This is a genomic window from Duganella sp. CF517 (assembly GCF_900110275.1).
Taxonomy (GTDB): domain Bacteria; phylum Pseudomonadota; class Gammaproteobacteria; order Burkholderiales; family Burkholderiaceae_D; genus Rugamonas.
This window is the reverse complement of record NZ_FODC01000001.1, coordinates 671,525-693,718: the sequence shown is the minus strand read 5'-3', so window position 1 is coordinate 693,718 and position 22,194 is coordinate 671,525. Positions and strand designations below refer to the sequence as shown.

Annotated in this window: 19 protein-coding genes; all 19 read left to right on the top strand. The window is 65.8% G+C overall.

Annotated elements, in window-relative coordinates; all coding sequences use genetic code 11:
- The first annotated feature begins 1 nt into the window (after position 1).
- The 19 genes from BMX85_RS02890 to BMX85_RS02800 all read left to right on the top strand — a co-directional run bounded on the left by BMX85_RS02890 (position 2) and on the right by BMX85_RS02800 (position 22,152).
- The gene (locus BMX85_RS02890; RefSeq protein ID WP_090314170.1) at positions 2 to 502 is read left to right on the top strand and encodes a RidA family protein; all 501 of its coding nucleotides are present in this window, start codon (positions 2 to 4) and stop codon (positions 500 to 502) included.
- 28 nt (positions 503 to 530) lie between these two features.
- Positions 531 to 2,924 (top strand): TonB-dependent receptor plug domain-containing protein, encoded by a 2,394-nt coding sequence (locus tag BMX85_RS02885; RefSeq protein WP_090314169.1) that lies wholly within the window; start codon positions 531 to 533, stop codon positions 2,922 to 2,924.
- A gap of 61 nt (positions 2,925 to 2,985) precedes the next feature.
- Positions 2,986 to 3,912: a LysR family transcriptional regulator gene (locus BMX85_RS02880; RefSeq protein WP_090314168.1), complete on the top strand. Its 927-nt coding sequence runs from the start codon at positions 2,986 to 2,988 to the stop codon at positions 3,910 to 3,912.
- Between the two features lie 129 nt (positions 3,913 to 4,041).
- Positions 4,042 to 4,899: an ABC transporter permease gene (locus BMX85_RS02875; RefSeq protein WP_090314167.1), complete on the top strand. Its 858-nt coding sequence runs from the start codon at positions 4,042 to 4,044 to the stop codon at positions 4,897 to 4,899.
- A 2-nt stretch (positions 4,900 to 4,901) separates the two neighbouring features.
- Positions 4,902 to 5,765: an ABC transporter ATP-binding protein gene (locus BMX85_RS02870; protein ID WP_090314166.1), complete on the top strand. Its 864-nt coding sequence runs from the start codon at positions 4,902 to 4,904 to the stop codon at positions 5,763 to 5,765.
- A 2-nt stretch (positions 5,766 to 5,767) separates the two neighbouring features.
- On the top strand, positions 5,768 to 7,006 hold the full coding sequence (locus tag BMX85_RS02865) for an acyl-CoA dehydrogenase family protein (RefSeq protein WP_090314165.1): 1,239 nt from the start codon (positions 5,768 to 5,770) through the stop codon (positions 7,004 to 7,006).
- Positions 7,003 to 8,118: an LLM class flavin-dependent oxidoreductase gene (locus BMX85_RS02860; RefSeq protein WP_090314164.1), complete on the top strand. Its 1,116-nt coding sequence runs from the start codon at positions 7,003 to 7,005 to the stop codon at positions 8,116 to 8,118. The genes BMX85_RS02865 and BMX85_RS02860 overlap by 4 nt, the downstream gene beginning before the upstream one ends.
- 13 nt (positions 8,119 to 8,131) lie before the next feature.
- Positions 8,132 to 9,100 carry a D-isomer specific 2-hydroxyacid dehydrogenase family protein gene (locus BMX85_RS02855; RefSeq protein ID WP_090314163.1) on the top strand — a complete coding sequence of 323 codons (969 nt, stop codon included), beginning with the start codon at positions 8,132 to 8,134 and terminating at the stop codon, positions 9,098 to 9,100.
- Between the two features lie 17 nt (positions 9,101 to 9,117).
- Positions 9,118 to 9,987: a class II aldolase/adducin family protein gene (locus tag BMX85_RS02850; protein WP_090314162.1), complete on the top strand. Its 870-nt coding sequence runs from the start codon at positions 9,118 to 9,120 to the stop codon at positions 9,985 to 9,987.
- Between the two features lie 15 nt (positions 9,988 to 10,002).
- Entirely contained in the window at positions 10,003 to 10,806 is an 804-nt protein-coding gene (locus BMX85_RS02845) for a TonB family protein (RefSeq protein WP_143067885.1), read from the top strand.
- A 14-nt stretch (positions 10,807 to 10,820) separates the two neighbouring features.
- Positions 10,821 to 11,618, top strand: a complete 798-nt coding sequence (gene tolQ, locus BMX85_RS02840) for a protein TolQ (protein WP_090314160.1) — start codon at positions 10,821 to 10,823, stop codon at positions 11,616 to 11,618.
- A 1-nt stretch (position 11,619) separates the two neighbouring features.
- Positions 11,620 to 12,042, top strand: a complete 423-nt coding sequence (locus tag BMX85_RS02835; RefSeq protein WP_090314159.1) for an ExbD/TolR family protein — start codon at positions 11,620 to 11,622, stop codon at positions 12,040 to 12,042.
- Between the two features lie 27 nt (positions 12,043 to 12,069).
- Positions 12,070 to 13,083 carry an ABC transporter substrate-binding protein gene (locus tag BMX85_RS02830; RefSeq protein WP_090314158.1) on the top strand — a complete coding sequence of 338 codons (1,014 nt, stop codon included), beginning with the start codon at positions 12,070 to 12,072 and terminating at the stop codon, positions 13,081 to 13,083.
- 33 nt (positions 13,084 to 13,116) lie between these two features.
- The gene (locus tag BMX85_RS02825; protein WP_090314157.1) at positions 13,117 to 15,621 is read left to right on the top strand and encodes a TonB-dependent receptor plug domain-containing protein; all 2,505 of its coding nucleotides are present in this window, start codon (positions 13,117 to 13,119) and stop codon (positions 15,619 to 15,621) included.
- Positions 15,611 to 16,612, top strand: a complete 1,002-nt coding sequence (locus tag BMX85_RS02820) for an ABC transporter substrate-binding protein (protein WP_090314156.1) — start codon at positions 15,611 to 15,613, stop codon at positions 16,610 to 16,612. The genes BMX85_RS02825 and BMX85_RS02820 overlap by 11 nt, the downstream gene beginning before the upstream one ends.
- A gap of 45 nt (positions 16,613 to 16,657) precedes the next feature.
- Positions 16,658 to 17,998 (top strand): LLM class flavin-dependent oxidoreductase, encoded by a 1,341-nt coding sequence (locus BMX85_RS02815; protein ID WP_090314155.1) that lies wholly within the window; start codon positions 16,658 to 16,660, stop codon positions 17,996 to 17,998.
- A 28-nt stretch (positions 17,999 to 18,026) separates the two neighbouring features.
- Positions 18,027 to 18,608: a cysteine dioxygenase family protein gene (locus BMX85_RS02810; RefSeq protein ID WP_090314154.1), complete on the top strand. Its 582-nt coding sequence runs from the start codon at positions 18,027 to 18,029 to the stop codon at positions 18,606 to 18,608.
- Positions 18,609 to 18,640: 32 nt separating this feature from the next.
- Complete coding sequence (locus BMX85_RS02805) at positions 18,641 to 20,260, top strand: rhodanese-related sulfurtransferase (protein WP_090314153.1); 1,620 nt, start codon at positions 18,641 to 18,643, stop codon at positions 20,258 to 20,260.
- A gap of 179 nt (positions 20,261 to 20,439) precedes the next feature.
- Positions 20,440 to 22,152, top strand: a complete 1,713-nt coding sequence (locus BMX85_RS02800; RefSeq protein WP_090314152.1) for a methyl-accepting chemotaxis protein — start codon at positions 20,440 to 20,442, stop codon at positions 22,150 to 22,152.
- The last annotated feature ends 42 nt before the right edge of the window (positions 22,153 to 22,194 follow it).

The window sequence follows — 22,194 nt, the reverse complement described above, 5'->3', positions numbered from 1 at the left end:
CATGAAAACCACCGCCAAAGTTATGTTCGCAAGCCTGTTGCTGTCCGGGGCCGCCGTGCACGCCCAGCAGATCAAGCGCACGCCCATCCCCAACTCCAATTTCCCGATCTCGGTCGCCGTCACGGTGCCGGCCAAAGCGGAAACCATCTATTTCAGCGGCGTGCTGCCGGACGTCGCCGACGCCGCCGCGCCGAAAGGAACGCCGGCCGCCTATGGCAGCACCGAGACGCAGACCGCGTCGGTGTTGCGCAAGCTGCAGGCCGCGCTGGCGGCCGAAGGCTTGACTTTCGGTGATGTCGTCTCGCTGCGCGTGTTCCTGGTGGGCGATCCGAAGCTGGATAACAAACTCGATTTCAACGGGCTCAATACCGCCTTCGGACAATTCTTCGGCACCGCCGCGCAGCCAGCCAAGCCTGCCCGCACCGCCTTGCAGGTCGCCGCGCTGCCGCTGCCGGGCGCGCTGGTGGAGATCGATCTGGTCGCCGCCCGCGTCAAGCCATAACTTTTACATCTATCAGGAGCCAAACCGCATGAATCAACCATCATCGATCCGACCACGCCTTCATCCCGTAGCATTGGCAATCTCGTTGCTGTACTCCGCCGCGGCCGCGTCGCCGGCCATGGCCGCCGAGGCGCAACCTGAAACGGCGGCGCTGGCCGCCGCGATCGTGCAGGACGTCGTCGTCACCGGCACCCGCGATCTCCAGCGCTCGGCCGGGGAAAGCCTCAGTCCCATCGATGTGATCAGCGCCAAAGACTTGCAGCGCACCGGCCAGACCGATTTGCGCGACGCCCTGGTCAAGCTGCTGCCGTCGATCAACCGGCTGGCCCAGACCGGCGACGCCGCCAACCTGACCAGCGCGTTGACGTTGCGCGGACTCAGTCCCAATCACGTCCTGCTGCTGGTGAACGGCAAGCGCCGTCACACCTCGGCCAATATCACGGCCGATGCCGGCTCGCAGCAGGGTGCCACGCCGGTCGATATCGACCTGATACCGGTCAGCGCCGTCGACCACATCGAGGTGCTGCGCGACGGCGCGGCGGCGCAATACGGCTCGGACGCCATCGCCGGCGTGATCAATGTCATACTCAAGTCGTCCAGCCAGGGCGGAAGCCTGACCGCCACCACGGGCGAGTACTACAAGCATGACGGCTTCACGCTGGGCGGCGCGGCCGATATCGGGCTGCCGCTCGGCGCGGATGGTTTCCTGCATCTGAGCGCGGAGTACCGCAGGCATGAACACAGCATGCGCAGCGGCGCCGACGAGCGCACCGGCACCTTCGTCAACCGCACGCTTGGCGATCCGCAGATCCGCCGCGAGTCGTTTGGCGCCAACGCCGGCATCTCGATTAGCAAGGACATCGAGTTGTACGCGTTCGGCACCGCCGCCCACCGCGCCGGCGGCAGCTATCAGAACTACCGGCTGCCATCGCGGCTGCCGCAGGTGCATCCGAACGGCTTCAGTCCCATCGAAACCAGCAACGAGACCGATGCGGCGCTGACCGCGGGGATCAAGGGCGCCGATCTGGCGGGATGGCGCTGGGACCTGAGCGCCAGCTACGGCATCGACAACGTCAAGATCAACATGGTCGATTCGGCCAACACCGATTTGTATGCGGCCACCGGCGCCACTCCCACCCGCTTCCATCTGGCGCAGTACAAGAATATCCAGCAAAGCGCCAATGCCGACCTTGCGCGCTCGCTCGATAGCGGCTTTCTGCCTTCCTCTTTGAGCGTTGCGCTGGGCGCCGAGTTCCGCCGCGAGACGTATGAGGTGGGGGCGGGCGACGAGGCTTCCTACTTCGGCAGCGGCTCGCAGGCTTTGCCCGGCCTGTCGCCGGTCAGCGCCGGCAAGCACTCGCGCAATATCGGCGCCGCCTATGTCGATCTGTCGACCAAGCTGGCCAGCCAGTGGGAGGCCGAACTGGCCGGCCGCTACGAGCATTACAGCGACGCGGGCAGCACCCGCAACGCCAAAATTTCGACGCGCTATGAATTCAACCCGCGCTTGGCGGTGCGCGGTACCGCCAGCACCGGCTTCCGCGCGCCGTCGCTTGCGCAAGCGAACTACTCCAGCCTCGCGGTCTCGCCCACCACCGCCGGCGGCCAACTGGCCGTCAATTCGGAGGCGGCACGCAAGCTGGGCGCCCTGGCGCTGCGTCCCGAGAAGTCGCGCAGTTTCAATCTGGGCCTGGTCGCCGAGCCGTTAGAGAATCTGCATGTGACGGTCGACGCCTACCGCATCCTGATTCGCGACCGGATCGTCCAGGGCGGCACTTACACCGGCCAGGCGGCGATCGATGCGCTAACGGCGGCCGGCATCAGTTTGCCGAGCGGCTTGTCGTCGGTGAGCGCCAGCTACTACGCAAACGGTGTCGATACCCGCACGCAGGGGTTGGATTTTGTTGCGGGCTACCCCACCAACCTCGGAAGCCTGGGCCGCGTCGACTGGGATTTCAGCGCCAACATCAACACCAGCAAGGTCACCAAGGTCGCAAATGACGGCAACGGAAAGACCCTGCTCAACGCCCAGCAGGTCGGTTACCTGACCACGGCGACGCCGAAGAACAAATTGATCATCGGTGGCGTCTGGACGCTTGACGACTGGAGCGTGAGCCTGCACGCCACCCGTTACGGCAAGACCGCGACCGAGGCCACTTTCTATTCGGGACCGAATATCTATTCGACGACGGTATTCAACCGCATAGAAAACAAGCCGAAGACGCTGACCGACCTGGAAGTGCGTTATTCGGCGACCAAAAAGCTGCAACTGGCCGCCGGCGCCACCAATCTGTTCGACGTATATCCGAGCAAGGTGCCCCCCATCAGCCGCTATCTGGGCGTTTATCAGTACGATACGGCGGCCGCGCAGATACCGTTCAACGGCGGTTATTACTACGTCAGGGCGAACTACAAGTTCTGATTGGGGGTAATATGGCGTCTGTTTTTGCAGGCTCTAACTTGATACATACGTCGATACTTACATGAAAATAGATGACATCAGTGCGTTCGTGGCGGTGGTGCGCAGCCAGTCGGTTAGCGCCGCCGCCGAGACGCTGGGGCTGACGCAGTCGGCGATCACGCGGCGCGTGCAGAACCTGGAGCATGAACTGGGCGTGGAACTGCTCGACCGCAGCGTCAAGCCGCCGAAACCCAGCCTGATGGGCAAGCAAGTGTTCGAACAATGCGGAAAAGTGCTGCTGGAAGTGGACCGCCTGCGCGACCTGGTGCAGGTGGACCAGGCGCCCACCGGCGTATTCCGCATCGGCGTCATTCAAACCATCGGCGATGTGGTGCTGCTCGATACGCTGCAAAAGCTGAACCGCACCTTCGACGGCTTGCATACGGAAGTGACGTCGGGCTGGGGTTCGCAGCTGGTCGAGCGGGTCGCCAACGCGGAGATCGACGCCGCCGTGGCGCTATTCCCGGCCACGAAAGTGCTGCCCGAAGGGCTGCGTGGCCGCACCTTGGGCCGCATCGAGCTGGTGATCGTCGCGCAGAAGGGCGCGATGCCCAAGCGCAGTTACAAGTTGCGCGACATTTTCAGCACCGGCTGGGTGCTCAATCCGGACGGTTGCGGGTTCCGCGCCGGGCTGGCGCGCGCGCTGATGGAGCAGGGGCTGTCGTTCAAGATCAATCTCGAGACATTCGGCACCGACCTGCAACTGGGCCTGGCCGCCAGCGGACTGGGACTGGGGCTGATGCCGCGCCCCATCCTGGAGCGCAGCCGCCACCGCGCGCAGCTCGATATCGTCAACGTGGTGGACTTCAAGCCGGTGCTGGATATCTGGCTGGTGCAGCCTTTGCAGCCAGGCGCGGTGCAGCACGCGATCGATTTCTTCGCGCAGGCGGTGCAGCACGCGTTCGCCGAGGCGCCATTGAAGGCGGTGCCCAAGGTCGCCGCGCGCTAGTTTGTAATTATTCCTGAAAATCATATATCAATAGTCGAAACAATTAGTTTTGACATAATCATTTGCTACCTATACTAGATTTCAACGGCTCGCGAAGCCTTCGAATCCTCAGCATAGGGAAGCAACGACATGTCGGTTTCAACTCCAGCCTACGGCGGCGCGACAGCACCAGTATCTTCTTCCGTATCCGCTCCGGATACGGCGCCCGCCAAAACCAAGCCTTCCGTTCTGCTCTCCGTATTGCGGCGCGCCGCCAGTCCGCTGGTGCTGCTGGCGCTGTGGGAAGTGGCGTCGCGCACCGGCTTCCTGCCGGAGCGCGTGCTGGCGGCGCCGTCGCAGATCTTCGTCACGCTGGGCGAGTTGATCGTATCCGGTGAAATGGGCAGCAACGTGTGGGTGTCGCTGCATCGCGTCCTCACCGGCCTGTCGGTGTCGCTCACCTTGGGCACCGCGCTGGCGCTGATCGCCGGCCTGTCGCGCCAGGGCGAAGTGGCGGTCGATTCGACGATGCAGATGGCGCGCACCTTGCCCTTCCTCGGACTGGTCCCGCTGTTCATCCTGTGGTTTGGCATCGGCGAGTTCACCAAGATCGCGCTGATCGCCTTCGCCACCACCTTCCCGATGTATTTGACGCTGTACAGCGGCATACGCGGCATCGATTCCAAGCTGGTGGAGGCGGCGCGCCTGTTCGGCCTGAGCTACCCGCAGTTGATCGTCCATGTGATCCTGCCCGGCTCCCTGCCATCCTTCCTGGTCGGTCTGCGTTACTCGCTGGGCGTGAGCTGGTTGTCGCTGGTGGCGGTGGAGCAGATCAACGCCACGGCGGGCCTGGGCTACCTGATTAACAACGCCCGCGACTTCATGCGCACCGACGTCATCGTCGTCTGCCTGCTGGTTTACAGCCTGCTGGGCCTCGCCACCGATCTGCTGGTGCGCGCCATCGAACACTATGCGCTGGCCTGGCGTCCAACCTTCATCAAGGATTGAGCATGCAAACCATACAACTCGACCGCCCCGGCGCGGGGATCGCCGCGCGCAACGACGGCGCTTCCAGCTTCCGTCCCGAAGCGCCGGTCACGCCACGCACTCCGGTGCGGGCACGCCTGCTGAGCAAGCAGTTCGGTCCCAACGTCATCCTCGACCAGCTCAACCTCGATATCCGCGCCGGCGAGTTCGTCGCGCTGCTGGGCCGCAGCGGCTCCGGCAAGACCACGCTGCTGCGCGCACTGGCCGGACTCGATCGCATCACCTCCGGAACGCTGGAGGTGCCGCAAGCCCGCGCCGCCGTGTTCCAGGAGCCGCGCCTGATGCCATGGAAGCGCGCCTGGCGCAATGTCACGCTTGGATTGAAGATCGACCAGCCGCGCGAACGGGCACGCCGGGCGCTGGCCGAGGTGGGGCTGGATCACCGCGAGAACGCCTGGCCGGCGACGTTGTCCGGCGGCGAGGCGCAGCGCGTGGCGCTGGCCAGGGCGCTGGTGCGCGAGCCGCAGTTGCTGCTGCTCGACGAGCCGTTCGCCGCGCTGGACGCGTTGACCCGCATCCGCATGCACCAGCTGATCCTGGCGCTGTGGCGCCAGCACCGCCCGTCCGTGCTGCTGGTGACGCACGACGTCGACGAGGCGGTGCTGCTGGCCGACCGCGTGCTGGTGCTGGACAAGGGCCGCATCGTCTCGGACATCGCGATCACCCAGCCGCGCCCGCGCAGCGCCGAGCGGCCGGAGTTCCAGCGGGTCCGCGCCGAGCTGCTGCAATTACTCGGCGTCGAAATCGATGCGCCGGTTTCCGCGCCGGAGCCGGAAATCCAGGCGCCGGTCCATACCCCGTTCAACTTCAGTAACTTCTCGATCTGATCATGACCACATCCGTCCTTCGCCTGCCAGTCATCGATCCCGCCCATCAGCTGGACAGCCCGGAATTCGCCGCGCTGCTGGAGGGCTTGAGCGCCGAATTCGCAGCCACCGCCGAGCGGCACGACCGTGACGCCAGCTTCCCGCACCAAAATTTCGAACGCCTGCACGAACTGGGCCTGCTCGGCCTGACGGTGCCGCGCGCTTTGGGCGGCCTTGGCGCCACGCTGGCGCAGACCGCGCGCGTGGTGGCCGCCGTTGCACGCGGCGAGCCGTCTACCGCGCTGGTGCTGACGATGCAGTATCTGCACCACGCGTCGGGCCGGCAGTCGAAGTGGCCGCCGCACCTGCTGCACCGCGTCGTCGACGAGACGCTGCGCGACGGCGCGCTGATCAACGCGCTGCGCGTGGAACCGGAGCTGGGAACGCCGGCACGCGGCGGCCTGCCGGCGACCACGGCGCGCCGCACGCCGCAGGGCTGGCGCATCAGTGGCCGCAAGATCTATTCGACCGGCATACCGCGCTTGACCTGGCTGGGTGTCTGGGCCCGCAGCGACGATCCCGAGCCGCTGGTCGGCAGTTGGCTGGTGCGCCGCGATACGCCGGGCATCACCGTCATCGAAAACTGGGATCATCTTGGCATGCGCGCCACCGGCAGCCACGAGGTGGTGTTCGACGACGTGCTGGTGCCGCTCGATCATGCGGTGGAAGTGGCGCCGGCCGGCGCCGCCCCGGATCTGGATGCCTCGCTGCTGTTGTGGATGTCGGTGCTGCTGTCGGCGATCTACGATGCGGTGGCTCGCGCGGCCCGCGACTGGTTGGCCGGCTGGCTGGAAGAGCGCGTGCCCGCCAATCTCGGCGCGCCGCTTTCGACGTTGCCGCGCTTCCAGGAGGCGCTGGGCCAACTGGACGCCTGGCTGTTCTCCAACCGCGTGCTGATCGACGCCGCCGCCAACGGCGCGGTGCCGGCCGCCGACGCCTTCCGCATCAAGTACCTGGTCACCAACCAGGCGATCCAGGTGGTGGAGAAGGCGATTGAGCTAAGCGGAAACCCGGGCCTGTCGCGCGCCAATCCGCTGCAGCGCCACTACCGCGACGTGCTGTGCAGCCGTATCCACACGCCGCAGAACGACACCATTCTGGTCAACAGCGGCAAGGCGGCTTTCGCCGCGCGCGCAGGCAAAAAAATCCCCTCGTCCGGCGTGGCCGGTATTTCATCCATCACTGCAAAGGAAGCATCATGAGCATTGAATTCATCGGTTTTAGCGCGACCCAGGAAGTATCCGAAACCCTTCTGCCGCAAGGTTCCGTCGTCAATAAAAGCTTCCTGGGCGCGGTCGCCCGCGCCCACGAATACGCCGGTTTCGACCGCGTGCTGGTGGCCCACAGCAGCGCATCGGTGGACGGCTTCCAGGTCGCTTCCTATATCGCCTCGCAGACGCAGAAGCTGGGCATCCTGCTGGCCCATCGTCCCGGCTTCGTGTCGCCGACGCTGGCGGCGCGCCAGTTCGCCACGCTGGACCACTTCAGCGATGGCCGCCTGGCGGTGCACGTCATCAGCGGCGGCGACGACACCGAGCAGCAGCGCGACGGCGACTTCCTCGACCACGACCAGCGCTACCAGCGCACCGACGAATACCTTGACGTGGTCCGCAAGACCTGGACCTCGGAAGGGCCGTTCGACCACGACGGTCCGATCTACCGCTTCAAGGGGCAGAACGCCGGCGTGCGGCCGCTGAACAACCAGCACATACCGGTCTATTTCGGCGGCTCGTCCGAGGCGGCCATCGAAGTCGCCGGCAAGCACGCCGACGTGTACGCGCTGTGGGGCGAATCGCTGGCCCAGGTGGCCGATACGATCGCCCGCGTCAGGGCGGCGGCCGCCAAGCATGGCCGTGCCGACAAGATCCGTTTCAGTCTGTCGTTGCGCCCCGTGCTGGCCGCGACCGAGGATCAGGCCTGGGCCAAGGCGGACGCCATCCTGGCCACCGCCACCGAGCGGGTCAAAGGCAATTCCTTCTTCAGCCAACGCCCGCAGCAACCGCAGAACGCGGGCTCCCAGCGCCTGCTCGACACCGCCGCGCAGGGCAAGGTGGTCGACGAGCGCCTGTGGACCGGCATCGCCGCGCTGACCAAGGCCGCCGGGAATTCCACCGGCTTGGTCGGCACGCCGGAGCAAGTGCGCGACGCGCTGCTCAAGTACTGGGAACTGGGCGTGACCACTTTCCTGATCCGTGGCTTCGATCCGATCCAGGACGCATTGCAGTACGGCCGCGAGCTGATTCCCCTGGTGCGCGCGGCGGTGGCCGAACGCGAAGCATTGCAAGCCGGCGAGCCTTCGCGCCTGGCCGCCTGACACGGAGCAGTCGATGACCCAGACCACCAGCTTGAATCAGGGCGACATCATCGTCGCCAGCCAGTTCGACCCCAAGGTCAACGCGCTGCTGGCCCAGCGTACCGGCCTGGCCGTGCGCGACGTGCCACCCGGGCCGCTGACGGCGCTGCCGCGGGGCGCCGACGTGCTGTTCGCGCTGCCCGCCCCGAAGGGCCAGACGCTGTTGCAGACCCCCGCGCCGGCGGGCTGGAACGAGGTGCGGTGGGTGCAACTGGCTTCGGTCGGCATCGACTACTATCCCGACTGGCTGTTCGACGGCCCGGTGGTCACCTCGGCGCGCGGTACCGCCTCTGTGGCCATCGCCGAATACGTGCTGGCGGCGATCTTCACGGCCGCCAAGCACATTCCGGAAATCTGGCTAGGTCAGGCCGCCGACTGGCGCCGCCTGTCGCTTGGCCTGGTGCAGGGGACCACGCTGGGCCTGTACGGCTTCGGCTCGATCGGCCAGGCGCTGGCGCAGCGGGCGCTCGCGCTGGGCATCAAGGTGGTCGCGCTGCGCCGCTCGGACGCGCCGTTCGGTGTCGAGGGCGTCGAGCGGGTCGACTCGCTCGATCAGCTGGTGGCGCGCTCGGACCATCTGGTCCTGGCGGCGCCGTCGACCGCCGAAACGCGCCACGCCATCAGCCGGTCCGCGCTGGCCCATGCCAGACCCGGTCTGCACCTGATTAATATCGCGCGCGGCAACCTTGTCGACCACCAGGCGCTGCTCGACGCGCTCAACGAAGGCAAGGTCGCGTTGGCGACGCTGGACGTGACCGACCCCGAGCCGCTGCCGGCCGGGCATGCGTTCTACGGCCATCCGCGCGTGCGCCTGTCGCCGCATATTTCGCCCAGCACCGATCAGATCGTGCCGGCGCTGATCGACAAGTTTGTTCTGAACCTGGACCGCTTCCGCAGCGGCGAACCATTGACCGACGTGGTCGACACCGCGCGCGGCTACTGAACCCACAAGGAACCACCATGAGCAGCTCCTCACCACTTTATTCGGCGCCGCTGTCGCGGCCACACCTGCGCCAGGTCGGCAAAAGCACACCGCGTCCGGCGATCTACGCGGCGCCGCGCGACGCCAACGGTAGTGTCATCTTCGCGGAGCCGCCGCCGCCGCCGACCATCGAAGGCCAGCGCCAGTACCGCAAGGAGCGGCTGGCCGTCTCCTTCCGCCTGTTCGCGCGCTATGGTTACGACATGGGCGGGGCGGGGCACATCACCGCGCGCGATCCGGAATACCCGGATCACTTCTGGGTCAATCCGGCCGGCGTCTACTTCGGTCACATTCGCGTATCGGACCTGATCCTGGTCAGCCACGACGGCAAGGTCGTGGAGGGCGACGGCCTGCTGAACCGCGCCGCGTTCGCGATCCACTCGGAGCTGCACAAGGCGCGGCCGGACGTCATCGCCGCCGCCCATTCGCACGGCTTGTATGGCAAGGCGTTCGCCGCGCAGGGCCGGCTGCTCGACCCGCTGACCCAGGACTCGTGCGCGTTCTACCAGGACCACGCGATCTTCTCGGATTTCAGCGGCGTGGTGCTCGATTCGAGCGAGGGTGAACGGATCGCCGCCACCCTGGGCCGGCGCAAGGCCGTGATCCTGCAGAACCACGGCTTGCTGACGGTGGGCGCGTCGGTGGAGTCGGCGGTGTGGCGCTACATCGCCTTCGAGAACGCCGCCCAGGCGCAGTTGTTGTCCGAAGCGGCCGGGCCGACCAAGCCGATCCCGCACGAGGTGGCGCTGCATACGGCCGGCCAGATCGGCTCCGACGCCGGCGGCTGGTTCAGCTTCCAGCCGCTGTGGGACGTGATCACGCGCGAAGAGCCGGACCTGTTCGACTAATCAAGGAGGACCATCATGTCTAGCGCCACATTGTCATTTCACGACGCATACCAGAGCGACCAGGTCGACGCGGTAGCGCTGCGTGCTGGATTCGCTACTTCCTACCTGAACGCGGCGGCGGCCAAGCCGGCCGGCTGGCTGCGCAGCCCCGGCGCCGCCGGCACGCTGCTGGTGCATGGCGCGGCGCTGCTGGCTATCTGGAGCTTCTCCAGCACCGTCGTCAAGCCGTCGGCGCCGCCGCCGGTGGTGGAGCTGATCCGCCTTCAGCCGGAGCCGAAGAAGGAACTGGCGCCACCGAAACCGGAGCCGGTGAAGGCGAAGCCGCTGCAACTGGCGCCGCCGAAACCGGTGGCCCGGCCCTTGCCGACGCCGAAGACGGTGGAGACCTCCGCCGACAAGGCCGAGACCTACACACCGCCCGCGCCGCCGGTGCAGGCCGCGCCCATCGGACCGGTGACGCCGGTGGCGCCGGCGCCGCCGCAGCCGCCGTCTCCAGCGCCGGTGGTTGCCGCCCCCAGGCAAATCAGCACCGAAGGCATTCCGACAGACTATGTCAACCAGGTCTACGCCCGCATCAACAGCAACACCGATTATCCGCGCGAAGCCAAGATGCGCCGCCAGCAGGGAAAGGTCGGCTACCGGCTGACGCTCAACCCGCAGGGTGCGCTGCTCTCCTTCGATATCCAGTCGTCCGGCGTGGAAGCGCTGGACGAGGCGGCGCGCGACGCGATACGGCGCGCGGCGCCATTCCCCCGGTTGCCCGATCTGGGCGGCAGCACTTATCTGCTGGCCGGGAACATTGTCTTCAAAATTAACTAGTCAAGGAAAACGCCATGAGTGCTACCCAAGTTGTCGCCCAGTCTGTCGCCCATCTTTCGCCGCTCCAGCTGTTCGAGCAGGCCGACTTTATCGTGAAATCCATCATGGTGGTGCTGGTGCTGGCGTCGCTCGCCAGCTGGGGCGTCATCATCGACAAGCTGCTGCGCTTTTCGCGCCTGCGCCGCAACGCCATCGCCTGGACCGGCGCGCTGGCCGGACAGCGCTCGCTGACGCGACTGGCGCAGGAGCTCAAGCAAAATACCGAGGACCCGTTCGCCCGCATTTATCACGCCATCGTCGACGAGTGGCACACCAGCCATCGCCAGCACCTGCATATCGACGCGGCGGGGCGCGACAGCCTGAAAGAGCGCATCAACCGGGTGGGCCAGATCAGCAGCAACGTCGAAGTGGAGCAACTGCAAAAGGGCCTGTCGATACTGGCGACGGTCGGTTCCGTGGCTCCTTTTGTCGGCCTGTTCGGCACCGTCTGGGGCATCATGAACGCGTTCCAGGGCATCGCCGCCAGCAACAGCACCAGCCTCGCCGTGGTGGCGCCGGGGATTGCCGAAGCCTTGTTCGCCACCGCGCTGGGCCTGGTGGCGGCGATTCCCGCCGTCGTCGCGTACAACCGCGCCTCCGGCGACTTGAATGGCTACGCCGCCCGCCTTTCCACCCTGGTCGGACTGGTGGAGGTGCAGCTATCGCGCCAACTGGAAGCCGGGGAGGCGCTGGTGGAGACTATCGATGCCGCGCCGGCGAAGTCCGACCGCGCCGCCCGCAACGTCACGCCGCTGGCGGCGCAGGGAGCCTGACATGGGTGTCCGCTTATCTTCAGGTCCGGCCCACCGTCCAGGTCCGGTCAGCGATATCAATGTCACGCCGCTGGTCGATGTCATGCTGGTGTTGCTGATTGTGTTCATGGTGGCTGCGCCGATGATGACGGCCGGCGTCAAGGTCGATCTGCCGACTTCCAGCGCCAAGCCGCTGGAGGAACCCAAGCCGCCTATCGTCGTCAGCATCGACGCCAGTGGAACGGTCTTCGTCAACCAGACCGCCGCCACCCCGGACACCTTGCTGCCGCTGATGGCGCGGGAGGCGGCCGGCGACAAGGAGCGCCGCATCCACCTGCGCGGCGACCAAGCGCTGGCTTACGGGCGGATCGTCAAGACGATGGGAACCTTGAACGACGCCGGCTACGCCCGCATCGCGCTGGTCTCGGAAGCGCCAGCGCCCTAAACATTCACTTATCACAGAGGCTGGAAAATGGATTCGATCACTTCGAAGGGCGGCACTCGCCGTCAATTCCTGCGCCGCGGCGCGCGATTGGGCGCCGGCGCGGGACTGGCCGCGCTGCTGGGCGGCTGGAGCAGCGCCACCCGCGCGGCGGCCGTTCAGCTGCGGGACGCCACGCTGCGTGTGGGTACCTACAAGGGCGGCGACTCCTATTACTTTAACGAGGCTGGCGTCGCCGGCATTCCGTACAAAACGGCATTGGCCGAATTCGCGGCCGGGAATCTGATCGTCGAGGCGCTGGCATCGGGTTCGCTGGATTTCGGCTCCATGAGCGAGATTCCGCCGATCTTCGCCGCCGCCAGCGGGGCACCGCTCAAGGTCATCGCCGTGCTGCGCGGTGACGTCAACAACCAGGTGGTGCTGGTGCCGAAAAACTCGCCCATCACCGATCCCGCGCAGTTCAAGGGCAAGCGCATCGGCTATGCGCGGTCGACCACGTCGCACTATTTCCTGCTGCAGCTGCTGAAGGAGAATGGCCTTGGATTCAAGGATATCCAACCCGTGGCGCTGCCACCGCAGGACGCGTTCGCGGCCTTCAAGAGCGGCCAGATCGACGCCTGGGTGATCTACGGCCTGGTGGTGGAACTGGCCAAAAGCCAGGAGGGTGCGCGCGTGCTGCGTACGGCGGACGGCTACCTGTCGGGGAACTACGTAATCAGCACGTCCGCCACCGCGATCGCGGATCCGCTCAAGCACGCCGCCATAGGCGACTACCTTCAGCGCGTGGCGAAGGTCTACGACTGGATCAACCGCAACCCGAAACCGTGGGCGGCCAAGAGCGGGCAGATCGCCGGCGTACCGCCGCAGTTCTTCCTCAACCAGGCCACGCACCGCAGCCAGCCTTACAAGCTGGCGGCGGTGGACGACGCGGCGATCAAGTCGCAGCAGCAGGTGGCCGATGTGTTCTCCGATGCCGGCCTGCTGGCGCGCCGCATCGACGTCAAACCAATCTGGGACCGCAGCTTTGCCAAGTACCTGGCCTGACCAAATATACATAACGATATAGGGAATCAACGCATGCAGCACTATAAGAAAAATCAACCAAAACTGAATGCCTTGCGCCTGGCGCTGCTGACAACCGGCCTGCTGGGAGGGGCCGGTGCCTTGGCGCAGACCAGCGTCGGGCAGGTGCAGGACGTCGTGGTCACCACCGGCGTGCGCGGCGAAGCGCGCACCGTGGCGGACAGCCCGGCGCCGATCGACGTGATCAGCGGCGAGCAGTTGATCCACACCGGCCGCGCGGAACTGGCCGAGGCGCTGGGGCGCCTGCTGCCATCGTTTAATTTTGGCACCAACCAGGCGGGCGTCAATTCGGTGGTGCGGCCGGTCAGCAACCGTGGCCTGGGGCCTGCCTACACGCTGGTACTGGTCAATGGCAAGCGCCGTCACAATTCGGCGCTGCTGACCAATGGCGGCGGCGACACCAGCGGCGTGAACGCCATCGATCTCGATACCATTCCGCTCAGCGCCATCGACCATATCGAAGTGCTCAAGGACAGCGCGGCCGCGCAGTACGGATCGGACGCCGTGGCCGGGGTGGTCAACGTCATCCTCAAAACAGGCAATCATGGCGGCCAGATCTCGGCCAGCTATGGAGAGTTGAAGAGCGGCGCCGGCGACCTGTCCAACAAAAAGCTGGAAGGCGACGTTGGCTTCGCGCTAGGCGACGATGGTTTCGTCCACATCGCCACCGCGCTGCGCAAGCGCGGCCAGTCCTGGGACAACTTCCCGTCGAAGAACCTGGTCGCGTATTCGCCCGCGTCGAATCCCAAGAACGCCACCTGGAACCGCGACGGCGCGCACAACGGCGATCCGGGGATCGAAGCCTACGACCTGGCCTTCAACGCCGAGAAACCGTTCAGCAAGGACATCACGCTGTATGCCTTCGGCACCGCCGGCACCCGCAACACGGTGGCGGGTAATAACTTCCGTCGGCCCAACGGGTTGGCGACAATCGCGCAGGTCTACCCGGACGGTTACTTCGCGCTCAATAATATGAGCGCCTTCGACTTCCAGTTGAACGCCGGCGCGCGCGGACGCAACGCCGGCTGGAACTGGGATATCAGCACCGGCTACGGTAAGAACCGCGCCCGCCAATACAGCAACCTGACCTTGAATCCTTCGCTGGGACCGACGTCGCCGACCAGTTTCGATAACCTGGCCGTGTATCAGTTCGAGCAGTGGACCACCAACGAGGACTTCACGCGCGCCTTCGACATCGGCCTCAAAAAGCCGTTGCAGTGGTCGTGGGGGCTGGAGCAGCGTGTCGAGCGCTTCACCACCTATGCCGGCGATCCTCTGGGTTACATCAACGGCGGCTACATCTTCAAGCCCGGCGACCAGGAGGGCAATCCGAATGTCGGCAAGCCGGCCGCCGTCGGCGCGCAGGCCGGCGTGGCGCTGTCGCCAGCCGACGCGACCAGCATCCAACGCACGGTGCTGGCGGTCTACAACGATATCGGCTTTTATCCGATCGAGAACCTGTTCGTCGATGGCGCGGTGCGCGCGGAGCATTACAACGACAGCGCGGGCAACACCGCCAGCGGGAAAATCAACAGCCGCTACGACTTCTCGCCGAAGTTCGCGGTGCGCGGCACCGTCGGTTCCGGGTTCCGGGCGCCTTCGCTGACGCAATCGGGCTATTCGCAGACCGACAACCGCACCAACATCAATCCCGTCAGCGGCGTGGTGGAACCGAGTTTGTCCAAGCTGCTGCGCAACGACTCGGCGCTGGCCCGCCAGTTCGGCGCACGCGATCTCGATCCCGAGAAGTCGGTCAACTTCGGTCTCGGCCTGGTGCTCAAGCCGGCCGACAACATCAATATCACGCTGGACGGCTACCAGGTCAAGGTCAAGGACCGCATCATACGCACCGGCTACATGTTCGGCCCGGCCTTCGCGCCGACGCTGATCGCCGGTGGACTGACCGGCACCGAGTGGGTGCAGTACTTCGCCAATGGCGTCGACACGCGCACCCGCGGAGCCGACCTGGTGGCCGACATCACCAGCGACTACGGCAGCTATGGATTGGTGCGGTGGGGCGCGGCGGTCAACTGGAACCGCACCACGATCACCAACATCAAGGCCACGCCGTCGGAAATCACAGGATTGGGCGCGAATCCGGGCGGCAGCTCGGTGTGGTTCGGCTACTCGGCCGGCGGGGGCATTGGCGATCTGACCGCCACGCCGAGGACCAAGCTGATATTGTCGGCGCGCTGGTTCTTTGGGCCGGTGGAGGCCAACCTGCAAACCACCCGCTACGATTCCTCCACCTGGCAGACCACCGCCGATCGCGCCAGGGATTACCACTTCGGCGCCAAGTGGCTGACCGACCTCGATGTCAGCTATGCCGTCACCAAGCGCGCCAAGCTGGTGGTGGGGGCGGCCAACCTGTTCGACACCAGACCGGATCGCAACGGCCCCGGCGACGCCAATTCCGGCAGCAGCGGCTTTGTCTACGGCCCCGCGCCATTCGCGCCAAGCGGCGCCTACTACTACGGCAAGGTCACCTATGACTTCTGATCCCAATCGCATCCGGCGCATGCTGGCGATGCTGCCGGCGGCCGCGCTGCTGGGCGCCTGCGGCAAGGCAGGCGATGTCGGCGAGGCGCCAAACACCGGTGCTCCGGTCGACCTTTCCAAGGTCACCGTGGTGCTGGGCGACCAGGTCAAGCTGCTGCGCACCAAGGCGGAAGCGGCCGGCGTGCTGCGCGACGTGCCTTACAAGATCCAGTGGGCCAGCTTCCAGGGCGCGGCGCCGCTGTTCGAGGCGGTGGTGTCGGGCGACGTGGACACGGCGATGGCGGCCGATACGCCGGCCCTCGCGGCGGCGGCGGGAGGCGCGCGCGTCAAGGTGGTGGCGGCCAGCGTGTCGTCGCCGACCGGCGTGGCGATACTGGTACCCGCCGGCTCTGCGATCAAGTCGGTGGCCGATCTCAAAGGCCGTAACGTCATCGTCTCGTCGGCGCGCGGCAGCGTTGCGCACTACCTGCTGTTTGGCGCGCTGCGCGAGGCGGGGCTCAAGCCGGACGACGTCACCACCGGTTTCCTGCTGCCGAGCGACGCCGCCGTCGCCTTCTCCAGCGGGAAGATCGAAGCCTGGGCCACCTTCGGCACCTACCAGGCCAACGCCGAGATCCACGGCGCGCGCGTTTTGCGCGACGGCGTAGGCATCAATTCCGGCATCGGTGTGATCGCCGCGTCGGACGCGGCGCTGGCCGATCCGGGCAAGCGTGCCGCCCTGGCCGACGTGCTGCGCCGCCTCGCGCTCTCCAACACCTGGGCCAATGCGCATCCCAAGGAATACGCCGAAGTTTTCCAGCGGCTGACCGGTTTGCCGGCCGATGTGGTCAAGCTGGTGGTCGATCGCGACCGCCCGCAGCTACGCCCGGTCGATCGGCAGATCGTCACGCAGCTGCAGCAAGTGGCCGATACATTTTTTGAAGCGAAGCTGTTCCCGCGCCGGGTCGATGCCAGCCAACTGGTCGACACCACGCTTTTCCGGCCGGCCTAACGCCGGTTCCGATCCCCGGTTTCCATCTCATTCAGGAGCATCGTCATGACCACATCACACACAAAGCGTCAACTCAAACTCGGTTTTATCCTGCACGGCGTCGGCCCCGGTTGGGGCGACTGGCGTCATCCGGACGCCGACCCAAGCGCCAGCACCAATATCGATTTCTACCTGCGCCAGGCCAGGCTGGCGGAGCAGGGCAAGTTCGATTTCCTGTTCGTGGCCGACAGCGTCCACATCACCGAGAAATCCAGCCCGCACTACCTGAACCGCTTCGAGCCATTGACCATCCTCTCGGCGCTGGCCACCGCCACCAGGAACATCGGGCTGGTGGGCACGCTGACGGTCAGTTACAGCGAGCCGTACACGGTGGCCCGGCAGTTCGCGTCGCTGGACCACATCAGCAAAGGCCGCGCCGGCTGGAACGTCGTCACGTCCTGGCTGTCGGGCAGCGCCGAGAACTACGGCAAGCCGACGCACCCGCCGCACGAGGTGCGCTACCGGATCGCCGCCGAGCATCTGCAAACCGTGCAGGGGCTGTGGGATTCGTGGGAGGACGACGCGCTGGTGCACGACAAGGCCAGCGGTCAGTTCATCGATCCCGACAAGCTGCACACGCTGCACCACCAGGGCGAGTTCTTTTCGGTGCGCGGCCCGCTCAACATCAGCCGCTCGCCGCAGGGGCAGCCGGTGATCTTCCAGGCCGGCGCCTCCGAGGACGGCCGCAATTTCTCGGCACGCCACGCCGAGGCCTTCTTCACAGAGGGATCGAGCTTCGAATCGTCGCAGGCCTACTACGCCGATATCAAGAAGCGCGCCGCCGCCTTCGGCCGTCCCGCCGGCAAGCTGGCGGTGCTGCCGGCCCTGCGCGCCATCGTCGGCAAAACCGAAGAGGATGCCCAGCGCCTCTACCGGGAAGCGGTGGCGCTGGTGCGCATCGAGGACGCGCTGGTGGCGCTGGCGCGTTCCTTCAACGAGCATGATTTGACGCAGTATCCGCTCGACGGCCCGTTCCCCGACATTGCCCAATACGGCGCCGAGAGCAACCGCAGCGCTTCCGAGCGCATCATCCGCACCGCGCGGGACGAAAGCCTGACCTTGCGCGAGACCGCGCTGCGCTACGCCAGCCCGCGCAAGGAGTTCGTCGGCACCGGTGTGCAGGTGGCCAACGCGATCCAGCACTGGTTCGATGGCGGCGCGGCCGACGGGTTTATACTGTTTGAATCGCTGCCTCGCCAGCTGGACGCGTTTGTCGCCGAGGTGGTGCCGGTGTTGCAGCAGCGCGGCCTGTTCCGATTGGATTATGAACACGCCACCTTGCGCGGCAACCTGGGACTGGACGTGCCGGAAAACCGCAACACCGCCGCGCGCCGCCAGGCCGCCTGACAGGGGCGGCGCAAACGAGGAGATATCGATGAGTACATCACCAGGTTTTGAAACGCCGGCCCGCCTGCGGCATTTCGTCGAGGCGCTGGATGCCCTGCTGGAGCAGGGGCCGGAAGCGGACGAAACGCAAATCGTCGCGCAGGGCTCCAAACTATTGCGCGACCTGGTCGCCCACGACGATTGGCTGCCGCAGCAGGCCGCGCTGCCGGACCCGCAGTATTACCGCCAATACCTGCTGTACCGCGATCCGGCGGCGCGCTTCTCGGTGGTCAGCTTCGTCTGGGGACCGGGCCAGTCGACGCCGATCCACAACCATACGGTCTGGGGCCTGGCCGGCCTGCTGCGCGGCGCCGAGATCTCGCAGGACTACCGCCGCCGCGCCGACGGCGTGCTGGAAAAGGTGGGTCAGCCGCAGCGGCTGGAAACAGGTGTGGTGACGGCCGTGTCGCCAACGCTGGGCGACATCCACCAGGTCTTCAACGCCTACGACGACCGCATCTCGATCGGTATCCACGTCTACGGCGCCGACATCGGCGCGGTGGACCGCAGCGTGTTCACGCCGGAAGGCGCGGTCAAGCCTTTCCGCTCCGGTTACGCCAATGCCGCCTGATCGCCAAACACAATCCAAGGAATCCGAAAGCCATGACTAAAAACCTGCTCCAAACCGGCCTGCTTGGCTTCCCTTACCGCAGCCCGCAGCAAGTGCGCGAGGACCTGCTGGCGCGACGCGAGATCGCGCTGCTGGACGTGCGCGAGGAAGACCCGCACGCGCAGGCGCACCCGCTGTTCGCCGCCAACCTGCCTTACGGCCGCATCGAACTCGATGCCTACGCCAAGCTGCCGCGCCGCGATGTGCCAATCGTCGTGCTGGATGGCGGCGAGGGCCTTGCGGTAGCCGCCGCCAGCCGCCTGCGCCAGTTGGGGTACACCGACGTCTCGCTGCTTGCGGGAGGCGTGGCCGGCTGGCAGGCCGCCGGCGGAGAATTGTTCCGCGACGTGAATGTGCCCAGCAAAGCCTTCGGCGAGCTGGTGGAAGCCCGCAACCACACGCCGTCGCTGTCGGCGCCGGAGGTCAAGGCGCTGATCGACGGCGGCAAGGACATCGTCATCCTCGATGCGCGCCGCTACGACGAGTACCAGACCATGAGCATTCCGGGCAGTTTCAGCGTGCCCGGCGCGGAGCTGGCGCTGCGCGCGCGCGAGCTCGCGCCGAACCCGAAGACACAAATTATCGTCAACTGCGCGGGCAGGACCCGCAGCATCATCGGCACCCAATCGCTGATTAACGCCGGAATCCCCAATCCGGTTGCTGCACTGCGCAACGGCACGATAGGCTGGACTTTGGCCCGTCAAAAACTGGAACACGGCCAGTCGCGAAGCTATCCGCCGGCGTCCGACGACAACCGCCTGAGCGCCGCCGCCGACGCCAGATCGCTGGCCGACCGCACCGGCGTGCGCAGAATTGATCGCGCCGGACTGGACCAACTGCGGGCCGACGCCACGCGCACCATCTATCTGTTCGATGTGCGCGGCCCGGCGGAATTCCGCGACGGCCGACTGCCTGGCTTCCGCTCCGCCCCCGGCGGTCAACTGGTGCAGGAAACCGAACAGTTCGCGCCCGTGCGCGGCGCCCGCATCGTGCTGGCCGACAGCGATGGCGTGCGCGCCAACCTCACCGCGCACTGGCTGGCGCAGATGAATCACGAGGTTTATGTGGTCGAAGGCTTGCTAGCGGCCGACTTCAATCTCACGCAGGCATGGGCCGACGACCTTCCGCCGCACCAGGAAGTACGCGAAGTCGGCACGGAGGCCCTTGCGCAATGGCTCGCCGACGCGCCGGAGCAAACGGTGCTGCTGGACTTCACCTCCGGCGTCAATTATCAAAAGCGTCATATTCCGGGCGCGTGGTTCGCGCTGCGCTCCCAATTGCCGGCGGTCGTCTCGAAGCTTTCGCCCGGCGCCAAACGCTATGTGCTCACCTGCGGCAGCAGCCTGCTGGCGCGCTATGTCGCCGGCGACCTGCGCGCACTGACCGATTTGCCGGTGCACGTACTCACCGGCGGGACGGCGGCGTGGGCCGCCGCCGGACTGCCGCTGGAGCAGGGGCCGACGCGCTTGGCGTCCCCGCTGATCGATCGTTATCGCCGTCCTTACGAGGGCACCGATAACCAGGACGAGGCGATGCAGGCCTATCTCGATTGGGAGTTTGGCCTGGTCGAGCAGCTCGGACGCGACGGCACACACGGGTTTGTGGTCTTCTGACTAAGCTTCCTTGCAACAAGCGCAACGCAATGCGTCACTTAATGGATGCATGCGTTGCGTTTTGGTTGCGGCGCAGCGTAAATCTTCTCATTGTTGTCTTGTGGTAATACGGTTCCGGTATACTTAAATGTAGCCGAGCAATAATCGAATCTTTTAACACTTTTATGAGAAAAGTCACCATGACTATTACCAAGCGCTTGATTCTGACCCTGTCATTGGCGCTGCTGGCGCTGATCTTCGTCGGCTTCACCGGCCTGAATCAATTGTCGCGCGCCCAAGCGCGGCTGGACCTGGTGCAAACCCGTTTAGACCCCAGCATCGCGGGCCTGAACGAGGCCAAAGGCTACCTCGCGGATAGCCGCCTGGCCGGCTACCGCCTGTCGGTGTTCTCCAACCTGACCGACAAGACGGCGCTGGACAAGGCGTACAACGACGCCCATGCCAAGTTCGACACCGTCATCGCGACCTATGAAAAGGAACGCATCTTCGACGAGACCGACCGCAAGCTGCTGGAGGCCGACAAGGCCAACATGGCGGCCTATCGCCAGGCGCTGATTCCGTTCCTGGCCGGCGCCCACGCCGGCGACATGGACGCGGTGCGCGCGACGCTGATGCCCGGCACGCCGCTGGCACTGACCGCCGGCGCGCTGAAAAAAGGCTTCGACGACCACATCGCCTATAACAACAAGCTGAGCGACGATATCCGCAACGAGAGCAGCGCGGCGTACACCTTCGCGTTCCGCCTGATGCTGTCGGTGATCGTGCTTGGCCTGCTGGTGACCGGCGCGCTGGCCTGGCAGCTCTATAGCATCATCAAGAACAGCCTCGAAAGCATCCGCAGCACCCTGGTCAACGTCAGCCAGACGCTCGACCTGACGCAGAAGATCCCGGTCCAGCGCATGGACGAAATCGGCCACACCGCCGTCGCCTTCAACAAGCTGCTGGAGCAGATCGCCGGCGTGATCGACACCGTGCGCGCCGCCACCAGCGCGGTCGGCACGGCTTCGCAGCAGATCGCATCGGGCACCGGCGACCTGTCGAACCGCACCTCGTCGCAGGCCGCCTCGCTGGAGGAAACCGCCGCCAGCATGGAGCAGTTGACGTCCACCGTCGGCCAGAACGCCGACAACGCGCGCCAGGCCAACCAGCTGGCACGCTCGGCGTCCGACGTCGCGGCGCAGGGCGGCAGCGTGGTCGAACAGGTGGTCGTGACCATGGGTTCGATCAACGAATCGTCGCGCAAGATCGTCGACATCATCTCGGTCATCGACGGCATCGCCTTCCAGACCAATATCCTGGCGTTGAACGCGGCGGTCGAAGCGGCGCGCGCCGGTGAGCAAGGTCGCGGCTTCGCGGTCGTTGCGACCGAAGTGCGCAACCTGGCGCAGCGTTCGGCGGCGGCGGCGAAAGAGATCAAGGCGCTGATCGACGATTCGGTCGAAAAAGTCGGTTCCGGCACCAAGCTGGTCGAGCAGGCCGGTTCGACGATGAACGAAGTCGTCTCCAGCATCAAGCAGGTGACCGACATCGTCGGCGAAATCAGCGCCGCCACCCAGGAACAGAACGACGGTATCGCCCAGGTGCACCAGTCGATCACGCAGATGGACGAAACCACGCAGCAGAATTCGGCCCTGGTGGAGCAAACCGCGGCGGCTGCGCAAACCCTGCGCGACCAGGCGGATGCACTCGAACGTGTGGTCAGCGCGTTCACGATCGGCGCGCAGCAGGTCAGCTACACGCCGCCGGCACGTCCGGCCGTGCGTAGCGCGCCGGTGGCGAAGAAGCTGCCTCCGAAGCCGGTGGCGAAGCCCGCCGCCAAGCCGTTGGCATCGCCGCAGAAGGCCAAGACCACCGCCGCCGCGACGTCGAGCGGCGAATGGGAAGAGTTCTGATTCGGGTAGGCTTTTAATTTGGCGGACGACGTGATGTTGTCG

Coding starts and splice junctions, on each gene's coding strand:
- BMX85_RS02825 (WP_090314157.1), top strand. CDS start 13,117: ATGCAGCACTATAAGAAAAATCAACCAAAACTGAATGCCTTGCGCCTG.
- BMX85_RS02845 (WP_143067885.1), top strand. CDS start 10,003: ATGTCTAGCGCCACATTGTCATTTCACGACGCATACCAGAGCGACCAG.
- BMX85_RS02860 (WP_090314164.1), top strand. CDS start 7,003: ATGAGCATTGAATTCATCGGTTTTAGCGCGACCCAGGAAGTATCCGAA.
- BMX85_RS02835 (WP_090314159.1), top strand. CDS start 11,620: ATGGGTGTCCGCTTATCTTCAGGTCCGGCCCACCGTCCAGGTCCGGTC.
- BMX85_RS02850 (WP_090314162.1), top strand. CDS start 9,118: ATGAGCAGCTCCTCACCACTTTATTCGGCGCCGCTGTCGCGGCCACAC.
- BMX85_RS02855 (WP_090314163.1), top strand. CDS start 8,132: ATGACCCAGACCACCAGCTTGAATCAGGGCGACATCATCGTCGCCAGC.
- tolQ (WP_090314160.1), top strand. CDS start 10,821: ATGAGTGCTACCCAAGTTGTCGCCCAGTCTGTCGCCCATCTTTCGCCG.
- BMX85_RS02865 (WP_090314165.1), top strand. CDS start 5,768: ATGACCACATCCGTCCTTCGCCTGCCAGTCATCGATCCCGCCCATCAG.
- BMX85_RS02890 (WP_090314170.1), top strand. CDS start 2: ATGAAAACCACCGCCAAAGTTATGTTCGCAAGCCTGTTGCTGTCCGGG.
- BMX85_RS02805 (WP_090314153.1), top strand. CDS start 18,641: ATGACTAAAAACCTGCTCCAAACCGGCCTGCTTGGCTTCCCTTACCGC.
- BMX85_RS02810 (WP_090314154.1), top strand. CDS start 18,027: ATGAGTACATCACCAGGTTTTGAAACGCCGGCCCGCCTGCGGCATTTC.
- BMX85_RS02870 (WP_090314166.1), top strand. CDS start 4,902: ATGCAAACCATACAACTCGACCGCCCCGGCGCGGGGATCGCCGCGCGC.
- BMX85_RS02885 (WP_090314169.1), top strand. CDS start 531: ATGAATCAACCATCATCGATCCGACCACGCCTTCATCCCGTAGCATTG.
- BMX85_RS02820 (WP_090314156.1), top strand. CDS start 15,611: ATGACTTCTGATCCCAATCGCATCCGGCGCATGCTGGCGATGCTGCCG.
- BMX85_RS02830 (WP_090314158.1), top strand. CDS start 12,070: ATGGATTCGATCACTTCGAAGGGCGGCACTCGCCGTCAATTCCTGCGC.
- BMX85_RS02815 (WP_090314155.1), top strand. CDS start 16,658: ATGACCACATCACACACAAAGCGTCAACTCAAACTCGGTTTTATCCTG.
- BMX85_RS02875 (WP_090314167.1), top strand. CDS start 4,042: ATGTCGGTTTCAACTCCAGCCTACGGCGGCGCGACAGCACCAGTATCT.
- BMX85_RS02880 (WP_090314168.1), top strand. CDS start 2,986: ATGAAAATAGATGACATCAGTGCGTTCGTGGCGGTGGTGCGCAGCCAG.
- BMX85_RS02800 (WP_090314152.1), top strand. CDS start 20,440: ATGACTATTACCAAGCGCTTGATTCTGACCCTGTCATTGGCGCTGCTG.